Source organism: Kitasatospora sp. NPDC058965, assembly GCF_042741245.1.
Classification (GTDB): Bacteria; Actinomycetota; Actinomycetes; order Streptomycetales; family Streptomycetaceae; genus Kitasatospora.
Genome location: NZ_JBHYKG010000300.1, coordinates 1 through 10,115, shown reverse-complemented (window position 1 = coordinate 10,115; position 10,115 = coordinate 1). Strand labels below are relative to the sequence as shown.

At 72.0% G+C, this 10,115-nt stretch carries 8 protein-coding genes; 4 read left to right on the top strand and 4 right to left on the bottom strand.

What is annotated here, in order from left to right:
* Positions 1–52 precede the first annotated feature (52 nt).
* Positions 53–451 (bottom strand): large conductance mechanosensitive channel protein MscL, encoded by a 399-nt coding sequence (mscL, locus tag ACFW1A_RS33125; protein ID WP_380415555.1) that lies wholly within the window; start codon positions 449–451, stop codon positions 53–55.
* Between the two features lie 334 nt (positions 452–785).
* On the opposite strand from mscL, the gene ACFW1A_RS33120 reads away from it, so the two are divergent.
* Positions 786–1,091 carry a hypothetical protein gene (locus ACFW1A_RS33120; RefSeq protein ID WP_380415552.1) on the top strand — a complete coding sequence of 102 codons (306 nt, stop codon included), beginning with the start codon at positions 786–788 and terminating at the stop codon, positions 1,089–1,091.
* A gap of 52 nt (positions 1,092–1,143) precedes the next feature.
* Here ACFW1A_RS33120 and ACFW1A_RS33115 read toward each other — a convergent pair whose 3' ends face one another.
* Positions 1,144–1,446: a DUF4193 domain-containing protein gene (locus tag ACFW1A_RS33115; RefSeq protein WP_380415550.1), complete on the bottom strand. Its 303-nt coding sequence runs from the start codon at positions 1,444–1,446 to the stop codon at positions 1,144–1,146.
* Positions 1,447–1,581: 135 nt separating this feature from the next.
* The gene (locus ACFW1A_RS33110) at positions 1,582–3,882 is read right to left on the bottom strand and encodes a glycoside hydrolase family 3 N-terminal domain-containing protein (protein ID WP_380415548.1); all 2,301 of its coding nucleotides are present in this window, start codon (positions 3,880–3,882) and stop codon (positions 1,582–1,584) included.
* Positions 3,883–4,091: 209 nt separating this feature from the next.
* Between ACFW1A_RS33110 and ACFW1A_RS33105 the strand changes: the two genes are divergently transcribed.
* The 3 genes from ACFW1A_RS33105 to ACFW1A_RS33095 all read left to right on the top strand — a co-directional run bounded on the left by ACFW1A_RS33105 (position 4,092) and on the right by ACFW1A_RS33095 (position 7,297).
* On the top strand, positions 4,092–5,432 hold the full coding sequence (locus ACFW1A_RS33105; RefSeq protein ID WP_380415547.1) for a ricin-type beta-trefoil lectin domain protein: 1,341 nt from the start codon (positions 4,092–4,094) through the stop codon (positions 5,430–5,432).
* A gap of 181 nt (positions 5,433–5,613) precedes the next feature.
* Positions 5,614–6,639 (top strand): LacI family DNA-binding transcriptional regulator, encoded by a 1,026-nt coding sequence (locus tag ACFW1A_RS33100; protein WP_380415545.1) that lies wholly within the window; start codon positions 5,614–5,616, stop codon positions 6,637–6,639.
* 79 nt (positions 6,640–6,718) lie between these two features.
* The gene (locus ACFW1A_RS33095; RefSeq protein WP_380415543.1) at positions 6,719–7,297 is read left to right on the top strand and encodes an SUKH-4 family immunity protein; all 579 of its coding nucleotides are present in this window, start codon (positions 6,719–6,721) and stop codon (positions 7,295–7,297) included.
* Positions 7,298–7,340: 43 nt separating this feature from the next.
* Here ACFW1A_RS33095 and ACFW1A_RS33090 read toward each other — a convergent pair whose 3' ends face one another.
* The gene (locus ACFW1A_RS33090) at positions 7,341–10,070 is read right to left on the bottom strand and encodes a cellulose binding domain-containing protein (protein ID WP_380415558.1); all 2,730 of its coding nucleotides are present in this window, start codon (positions 10,068–10,070) and stop codon (positions 7,341–7,343) included.
* Positions 10,071–10,115 lie beyond the last annotated feature (45 nt).

Here is a 10,115-nt window from a genome sequence, read left to right as displayed (position 1 = left end):
GGGGGGGGGGGGGGGGCCCGGGGGGGGCGGCCGCCCCCCGCCCCCGCGCCGTTCACGGCCGGTCGTCGCGGCCCGCCGCCATCAGGTCGCGCATCTGGGTCAGCAGTTCGACCTCGGTCAGCGGGTCCTCCTGCGGCGGCAGCCCGGCCTTGCGCCGCTTGCGCTCGTCCAGGGCGTTGAGCGGGGCGACCACGAAGAAGTACAGCGCGGCGGCGATCAGCACGAAGGAGAGCAGGGCGTTGATGAAGGCGCCGTAGCGGAAGACGCTGTGGTTGACCGTGAAGGTGAGCGCGGAGAAGTCCTGCTTGCCGAAGACGGCCGCGACCAGCGGGGTGAGCAGGTCCTCCACCAGGCTGGTGACCACGGCGGTGAAGGCGGCGCCCATGACGAACGCGACGGCCAGGTCGAGCACGTTTCCGCGCAAGATGAACTTCTTGAATCCCTGCAGCATGCTGCCTCCTCGGGTCGTGGCTCCCCTCCAGCCTTCGGCGCGGGCGGCGACCGGGCCCGTCGGGCGGGCCGAACAGGTGACGGCAGGTCAGGCGGGCCCGGCGGGTGTGCGAGCGCCCGCGCTGACGGCCGTTCAGGCGCCGGTGGACCTCGATCGTCCGGTGGTCCGGGGAGCGGGCCGCGAGGACCGGGGCGGGGGAGCGGGTGGGCTCCTGCTGGGCCGCCGTTGGGCTGTCAGCTACTGTGAATAAAGATTCAATCCACATCCATCTGAGCATCCTTCCCCGTGGGCGCCCCGCAGGAGGTCGCCGTCGTGCACCCAGGAGGAGTATCAGATGAAGCCGATCCGTGGACACCTCGCCGCCGCGACCGTGCTGGCAGCCGGGATCCTGCTCGTCACCGGCGCGGCCGGGACCGCCTCGGCCGCAGTGCGGCCCGCCACCACCGCCCAGTTCCAGGGCCAGTTCTGGTACCCGGGGCCGAACCCGTACGCGGGCGTCCCGTTCGCCTACCGCTACGCCTACCAGAACGCCGCCGCGGCGGGGTACGCGCAGAGCCAGTGCGTTCAGCTGGGCTACACCGAGGGCGGCGAGCCGGCGGAGGGCTGGTGGATCACGGCCACCGTCCAGTGCAGCAACTGACGTGGTGACCGGCTGAACGGCGGGGCGGGGGAGGGTCCCCGCCCCGCCGCCGTCAGGCGGTGCCGGCGCAGTCGATGCAGATCGGCTGGCCGTTGCGGTCCTGGCCGGCGAGCTGGGTGCGGTGGTGGACCAGGAAGCAGGTCATGCAGGTGAACTCGTCCTGCTGGAGCGGGACCACCCGGACCGTCAGCTCCTCGCCGGAGAGGTCGGCGCCGGGCAGTTCGAGGCCTTCGACCGCCTCGGAGTCGGCGTCGACCGCTCCGCTGGAACGGTCCTCGCGGCGGCCCTTGAGCTCCTCGATGCTCTCGGTCTCCTCCTCGTTGCTGTGGCGGGGGGCGTCGTAATCGGTGGCCAAGGTGGTCCTCTCCTCAGGGCGTCTGGTGGTACTGCATCAGAATCCAGGAAATCTTGCCCTGTCGGAAACCCTCCCGCGCGTGGGCCGCGCCGATCTTCCCACGGACCGGCGCGGCCAACGTTCACTTCACCCCGTTCACCGCACGGTGAACGAGGTTCCGGTGGTGGCGTCACCGGCCAGCAGCGTGTACTGCCCCGGCGTCACACCGGGGTGGCCGTCCCCGTTGACGTCGCCCTGGGTGTGGGCCAGCAGCGAGACCGGCACCGAGACCGTGGCGGTCGCCGTGGCGCCCGCGTCCAGGTGCACCCGGGCGAAGCCGACCAGCCACTTGGCCGGGGTCAGCACCTGGCTCACCGGCTCGGCCGCGTACACCGGCACCACCAGGTCACCGGCCGTGGTCCCGGTGTTGGCCACCGGCACGCTCACCTTGAGGGTGGCGTCGGGCCGTACGGTGTCTCGGTCGAGCGCCGGGGCGTCGATCCGGTACTGGGTGTACGACAGGCCCGCGCCGAAGGCGAAGAGCGGGCTGTAGCCGGAGTCGGTGCCGCCGTTGGTGCCGGGCAGCTGGGTGTAGAACTCGGGCTCGTTGCCGATCGCCTTGGGCCAGGAGACCGGCATCCGCCCGCTCGGGTTCGCCTTGCCGTAGAGCAGGTCGGCCACCGCGTTGCCGCCCTCGGTGCCGGGCAGCCAGGCCATCAGCAGGCCCGCGGTGTTCGCGGCGCTGCCGAGCACCAGCGGGCGGTCGGCGACCACCACCACGACCACCGGCTTGCCGGTGGCCTGCAGCGCGGCCACCTCGGCCTGCTGGTCGGGCGCGAGCGAGGGGTCGGGCTGGTCGTTGGGGCCCTCGGCGCCGGGCGTGTTGCCGACCACCACCACGGCCGCGTCGGCCGAGCGCAGGTCGGTGGCGGCGGCGGTCGGGTCGGCCTGGTAGTCCACCGTGGTGCCCGCCGGGGCGCCGGCCTTCAGGCCGGCCAGCACGGTGGTGCCGGGCACCGCGGTGCCGCTCGGCACGCCCTGCCAGCCGATGCTCCAACCGCCCAGCTGGTTGGCCATGTTGTCGGCGTTCGGCCCGGTGACCACGAGCTTGTGCACGCCGGCGCCGAACGGCAGCACGTCGTTCTGGTTGCGCAGCAGCACCGAGGACTCGGTGGCGGCCCGGCGGGCCAGCGGCAGGTCGGCGCCGTCCACCACCGCGTCGGCCTTGGACGCGTCCACGTACGGGTGCTCGAACAGGCCGAGGCGGAACTTCATGGTGAGGATCCGGGAGACCGCCTGGTCGATCCGCTGCGGGGAGATCAGGCCGCGCTGCACGGCGATCAGCGCGGAGCTGCTGAAGTCGGCGGCGTTGGTCGGCTCCATCGCCATGTCGACACCGGCGTTGACCGCCTTGGCGATCGCCTCGGGGTAGTCGGCGGCGACGTGGTAGGCCGTCTGCAGGTTGCGGACGTCGCTCCAGTCGCTGACCACCACGCCGTCGAAGTGGTACTGGCCGCGCAGCACGTCGGTGAGCAGGTAGTGCGAGCCGGTGACCGGCACGCCGTTGACCGCGCCGGAGTCGGCCATCACGCTCAGCGCGCCGGCCTGCACGGCCTGGTGGTACGCGGGCAGGATGGTGTCCTGCAGGTAGCGGGCGGAGTAGTCGGCGGGCACCCGGTCGTGGCCGTTGAGCGGCTGGGAGTAGCCGGCGAAGTGCTTGACCGAGGCGGCCAGCCGGGTGCCGCTGCTGCCGTCCTGCAGCGCGGTGACGGCGCTGGCGGCCATCGTGCCGGTGAGCAGCGGGTCCTCGGAGAAGGCCTCGTAGTAGCGGCCCCAGCGCTGGTCGCGGGCGACCTCGGCGACCGGTCCGAAGACCCAGTTGATGCCGGTGGCGGCCACCGCGCGCTGGGTGGACTGCTCGACCTGGCCCTCCAGCGCGGGGTCCCAGGTGGCGCCCATGCCGATCTGCTGCGGGAACATGGTGGCGCCGAGCACGTTGTTGTGGCCGTGCACGGCGTCGATGCCGTAGAGGATCGGGATGTGCAGGCGCGAGTTGGTGATCGCGTAGTTCTGCACCTGGTTGGTCAGGTCGGCCCAGTCCTTGGGCGAGTTGACCTGGGGCGGCATGCCGCCGCCGGACAGGATGGAGCCGGCGGCGTGGTCCACCAGCACGTCGTGCAGGCAGGCGTCGTTGAGCGCGCCGCCGCTCCAGTTGCAGGTGCCCTGGACCGTGACCAGCGCCAACTGGTCCATCTGGCCCACCTTCTCGGGCAGGGTCATCCGGCGGAGCAGGTCGGCGACCCGGTCGGGGATCGGTGCGCGGGCGTCCAAGTAGCGCGCGTCCGGGGCGGCCTGGGAGTCGGCGGCGGGGACCGGGGCGGCGGTGACGCCGGTGAGCGCGGTGCAGAGCAGAGCGAGTGAGCCGAGTGCGGTGAGGTGGCGGCGGATGCGGTGCACGGGTGGAGCGAGTCGCATGGGACCGTCCGATCGGAGTCAGCGTGCTGCGTGTGCATGACCACAAGAACTGGGTGAGGAGTTAACTCGGCTCAGGTCTGATCGTCAATCATTTGAACAAAGATCGCGCTCTCATGCTTCTTGACGCGCTCATGTGTACAGGAGTTGAATCCACGTCAGTCGATTCCACCCATCGATACAAGGAGCCGCAGATGTCTTCTTGGGCCACCCCCACGGCCTCGGAGTCCACCCCTGCGAACAGCCTGCGGCGCTCACTCGCCGCCACCTGCGTGGTCGCCCTGCTGGCAGCGCTGATGCTGATCACCGGCCACGGGAGGGCCGGCGCCGTCACGGTGCCCGGCGCACCGGCCGGTTGGACCACGGTGTTCAGCGACGACTTCTCCGGCGCGGCCGGCAGCGGTCCCAACGGCAGCCGTTGGACGTACGACACCGGTCCGGGATCCAACTTCGGCACCGGCGAGATCGAGACCATGACCAACTCCAGCGCCAACGTGCACCTGGACGGCAGTGGTCACCTGAACATCACCGCCCTGAACAACGGCGGCAACTGGACCTCCGGGCGGATCCGCACGCCCAACGCCGTGGTCGGCGCGCCGGCCGGCGGCAAGCTGGAGGTGACCGCCTCGATCCAGCAGCCGACCGGTGGCCTCGGCTACTGGCCCGCGTTCTGGATGCTCGGCCAGGGCCAGTGGCCCGAGAACGGCGAGATCGACATCATGGAGGACGTCAACGCCCGTTCCCAGGTGGCCGGAACCATCCACTGCGGCACCTACCCCGGCGGCGTCTGCAACGAGGGCAACGGGATCGGTAGCGGCCTGCAGGCCTGCAACGGCTGCCAGAGCGGTTTCCACACCTACACGATGATCCTGGACCGCACCAACACCTCGGCCGAGACCATCACCTGGTACCTGGACGGGGCGGCCTACTTCTCGGTCAACGAGGGCCAGGTGGGCGCCGCGACCTGGCAGCAGGCCTTCGACCACAACCTCATGATCATCTTCGACCTGGCGATGGGCGGCGGCTTCCCCAACGGCGTCTGCAACTGCACCACGCCGACCTCGGGCACCGCCTCGGGCGGCACGATGAGCGTCGGCTACGTCGCGGCCTACACCACCACCGGTGGTGGCGGTGGTGGCGGCGGCACCGGCGGCGGTGCGGTGGTCGGCTACAACGGCCTCTGCCTGGACGACCGCAGCGCCAGTACGGCGGACTTCAACCCGGTCCAGGTGTACACCTGCAACGGCACCCCGGCCCAGCAGTGGACCTTCGTACAGGCCGGCACCACGCTGCACGTGCTGGGCAAGTGCCTGGACATCAACGGCGGCGGCACCGCCAACGGCACCGCAGTGGACCTCTACACCTGCAACAACACCGGTGCGCAGGTGTGGATCCCGCAGTCCAACGGCTCGCTCTACAACCCGCAGTCCAACAAGTGCCTGGACGACACCGGCTGGTCCACCACGCCGGGCACCCAGGTGGAGATCTGGGACTGCACGGGCGGCGCCAACCAGGTCTGGAAGCTCCCCAGCTGACGGACGACCCAACAGCACGGCAGTGCGCCGGGCCCGCCACCCGCCCCGGGAGGCGGGCCCGGCCGTTCTGGCCGCTCCCGGACCGGTGCGCCCACACGGCGGCGGCAGGCTGACTACGCTGCCGTCATAGTGAACGATCGCACCACAACGCACCACATCGCAGCACGAGGAGCGGACCGACATGGCGACACTCGCCGAAGTGGCCAAGCACGCGGGCGTCTCGCCGAGCACGGTCAGCTACGTCCTCAGCGGCAAGCGCTCGATCTCCGCGTCCACCCGGCAGCGGGTCGAGCAGGCCATCACCGAGCTGGGCTACCACCCCAACGCCGGCGCCCGGGCGCTGGCGGGCAAGCGCTCGCACATCATCGCCCTGGTGGTACCGCTGCGCACCGACGTGTACGTGCCGATCATGATGGAGATCGCCATCGCGGTCACCATGGCGGCCCGCCAGCACGGCTACGACGTGCTGCTGATCACCAACGACGAGGGCCCCGACGGAGTGCGCCGGGTGGCCGGCAGCGGGCTGGCCGACGGGGTGATCCTGATGGACGTGGAGCTGGACGACGAGCGGGTCCCGGTGCTGCGCGAGCAGGGCACCCACGCCGCGCTGATCGGCCTGCCCGACGACCCCGCCGGACTGGCCTGCGTCGACCACGACTTCGCCGCCGCCGGGGCGCTGTGCGCCGACCACCTGGCCGACCTGGGCCACCGGGAGGTGGCCTTCATCGGCTACGCGCCCCAGGTGTACCAGCGCCACGCCGGCTACGCCGAGCGCACCCTGGCCGGCTTCGGCGCCCGGGCCGAGGAGCGCGGCCTGCGCTACCTGCACCGCCCCTGCGAGGGCAGCTACGACAGCACCGCCGGCGCGCTGGCCCGGATCCTCGCCGACCGCCCCGGCACCACGGGCTTCGTGGTGCAGAACGAGGGCGCGATCGGCCCGCTGCTCAGTCTGCTGCGCACCACCGGCCGGACCGTCCCCGAGGACGCCTCGGTGGTCGCGCTCTGCCCCGAACCGCTCGCCGAGCAGTACGCCCCGCGGCTCACCGCCGTCACCGGCCCGGCCCAGGAACTCGGCCGCCAGGCCGTGGAACTGGTGATGTGCCGGATCGAGGGCGGCTGCCCGGCCGAGGTCACCCTGCTCACCCCGGTGCTCACGGTCCGCGAGAGCACCGGCCCCGCCCCGACCCGCAAACGCGCGCGCCCGTGAACCTCCCGGGGGCGGCTCGGGCGTGGGCGGGGCGTGTCGAGCGCCTAGGATGATCGCCTTCGATCCTCCTGGAGGTCCGGTGCTCTTCCCGTTGTCCGCCGACGATCTGACCGACGTGCTGCCGCCGGAGAGCGTGCTGAGGACCGATCCGGTCGTGGCCGCGGAGGTGTTGGGCGATCCGGCAGCGGTGGCGTTCCTCAGTGCGGTGGGGTTGCCGTGGTGCGGTGGCCTGTTCCAGCTCTCCGCGGAGCTGGCCGACGCTGCGACGCTCGCGCTGGCCGACAACCGGGTGATCGAGTCCGGTGGTGCGCCGGGGGTGGTGGAGACCGAGCTCGGGGAGCTCGGGTCGCTGGGATCCCTCGGGTACACGCTGGTCTACGTGCGGCGCGCCGACGGGGTGGTGGTCGCGACCTCGGAGAGCACCGACGCGGAGTACGAGGTGCTCCACACGGACGTGTCCTCGCTGGCCGCGATGCTGCTGATGATCGAGCAGCGGACACCCGCCGAGGCCCTCGACTACGCCGAGGGCCTGGCGGTGTACGGTCCCGCCGCGAAGGAGATCGAGGCGCGGGTCCGGGCGGTGGACCCGGCGCCGTTCGCCGACGACCGCGGGTTCTGGCGGAACTTCATCGACGAGTGGAGCGTGGGGATGTTCTGAGACCCCACGCGCGGTGCGTGGGGCCCGGCCCGGTGACGGACCGTCAGGACGTTTTCACCGTGCAGGCGGTGCCGTTCAGGGCGAACGCCGTGGGCGGGGTGTTGGCCGTGGTCCAGCTGCCGTTGAAGCCGAAGGACGTGGAGCCCGCCGCGGGGACCGCGGCGTTGTAGGAGAGGTTGGTGACGCTGACCGCGGCGCCGGTCTGGGTGACCGAGCCGTTCCACAGGTTGGTGACCTGCTGGCCGCTGGGGAAGGTCCAGCTGACGGTCCACCCGTTGAGGGCGGTGGCAGCGTGGTTGACCAGGGTCACCGAGGCGCCGAAGCCGCCGGACCACTGGCTGCTGACCGCGTAGTCCACCTCGCAGCCCGCGCCCGAGGATCCCGTGGGCGTCGGGGTCGGGGTCGGGGTCGGGGTCGGGCTGGGCGTGGGCGTGGGTGTGGGCGAGCCGGTGGGCGTGGGCGTCGGGCTCCCGGTGCTGCCCCCGCCCGTCAGGTCGCCGTACAGGATGCCGCGCCCGTTGCTGCTCAGGTACACCCGGCCGTAGATCCGCGGGTCGCCGGTGATCGCCGCGCCGGTGAAGCCCCACTGGTGCTGGTCGTCGTTGATCCGCACCCAGCTCGCGCCGGCGTCGTCCGAGCGGTAGATCCCGCGCACGCCGCCGACCTGCGCGCTGCTGTAGAGCGCGGGGTAGCTGCTGCCCGGGGCCGCCTTGCCGAAGCCGATGGAGTCGGCCTGCTGCACGTTCGCCAGCTCGGCGAAGCTCGCGCCGCCGTCGGTGGAGTGCCAGAGCCCGTAGGCGCCCGTGCTGCTGCCGCCGGCCAGCCAGACGTCGCCCGCGGCCCCCGGCAGCGCCTTGAACTTCACCGTGCCGGTGGTCGGCAGGCCGGTGGCGCCGGTGGCGGTGAAGGTCGCGCCCGCGTCGGTGGAGCGGTAGAAGGTGCCGCCCGAGAAGCCGTAGAAGGTCTTCGGGTCGCTCCGGTCGGCCTGCACCACGGCGCCGGCCGGGATGCCGGTGGCGGCGGTCCAGGAGGTGCCGAACCCGCTCGTGCGGTAGACCCCGGCGCCGGCCGGGCTCCAGACCGTGGCACTGCCGTCCGCCGCCAGCGCCACGGTGCCGCCGCCGGTCACCCCGGCGGGCTCGCTCGACGGGGCGAACCAGTCGTTGCCGCCGTCGGTGGAGTAGCCGATGTGCTTGTCGGTGGACCCGGAGTCGGTGGCGCCGACCCGGACCACGGTGCTCGGGCTCGCCTGGGCGAAGTCCAGCGCCGTGCTGGTGGCGAAGTGCGGCGACGAGTACGTCCTGGCGGGCACCTTGGTCGGGTCGCTGTGCACGAACCCGCCCAGGTCGCCGAGCGCGCTGAGCAGCGGCGCGCCGCTCGGCGGGCTGACCAGGTCGTTGACCGAGGTCTCCTCCAGGCCCTGGACCACCGGCGCCAGCGTGATCTTCTTGCCCGCGTCGAAGTCGGTCAGGTCCGAGGTGCCGAAGAGCGTGGCGCCGGTGCCGTACATCATCCGGTTCGAGTCGAACGGGTCGATGGCCAGCGCCTCGGTCATCCAGCCGAGCTTGGGCACCTCCTGCGGCGGTGACGGGTTGGCGCCGAAGGTGAGCCAGGGCACCGAGGAGATGTCGATGCTGTACTGGTCGACCCGGTTCGGGTAGCCGTTGTAGGACCAGAACGGCTTCCAGGTCGCACCGTCGTCGGTGCTGCGCCAGATCAGGGTGTCCGGCCACCAGGAGCTGTAGCCGGTCACCATCAGCGTGCCCGGGTGCTGGCGGTCGATCGCCAACCCGCTGTAGCCGAAGTAGTCGCCGCTGCTGTCGCTCGACGGGACCGGGCTGACGTTGGTCCAACTGCCGCTGGCGGTACCGTACTTCCACAGGTCGCCGTGCGCGCCGTCGTACGGGCCGCCGGTGTCGCCGTAGGCGACGAACAGGTTGCCGCCCGCGTCCAGCACCGCCTTGTGCGGGACGAACCCGGTGGGCTGGCCGGCGATCCGGGTCCAGCTGGTGCCTCCGTCGTCCGAGCGGTAGACGCTGTTGGCCTTGTCGGCGACGCCCGCGTACATCGTCCTGGTGACCCCGTTGACGGTGCCGTTCGCCGGGTCGAAGACCTCCCAGAGCACGCCCTCGGTGTCGCTCTGGTAGCCGGTGGTGTCGGTCGGGTCCGGCGCGTAGGTCCCCGCGTCCGGGAAGGCGGTGACCTTTGACCAGGTGACGCCGTAGTCGGCGCTGCGCCACAGGCCGTTGCCGCTCTCGGCGCCGAACCAGAGCACCGCGTCGTTGTTCGGGTCGATGGTCAGCCGCTCGCCCATGCCGCGGCCCGGCATGTTGCCGCCGACCTTGAACGGCAGTGTGGTGCGCTGCCAGGTGCTGCCGTAGTCCGCGGACCGCAGGACGGCGCCGTTGTTCGGGTCCCAGCTGTTGGTGTAGCTGCCGGCGGCCAGGTAGACCCGCCTGGGGTCCTTGGCGTCGGTGGCCAGGCTGAGCACGCCGCTCAGGTTCCAGTCGTTCCAGCCCAGCGAGTCCGTCAGCGGGATCCACGTCTTGGTCGCGGGGTCCTGGCGGTAGGCACCGCCGATGTCGGTGCGGGCGTAGACCAGGCCCTGCCGGCCCTGGTTGAAGACGATGCCGGGGACGAACCCGCCACCGCCGATCTGCACGTTGTTCCAGGTGTAGCCGGAGCCGGCGGCCGCTGCGGCCGCGGGAACGGCGGACACGGCGGTCGCGGCGCCGGGCACCAGGGTGGCGCCCAGGCAGGCGGCGGCCGTCACGGCTGCGGCCAGGGCCGCCGTCAGCGGACCGCGGCGGCGCGAATG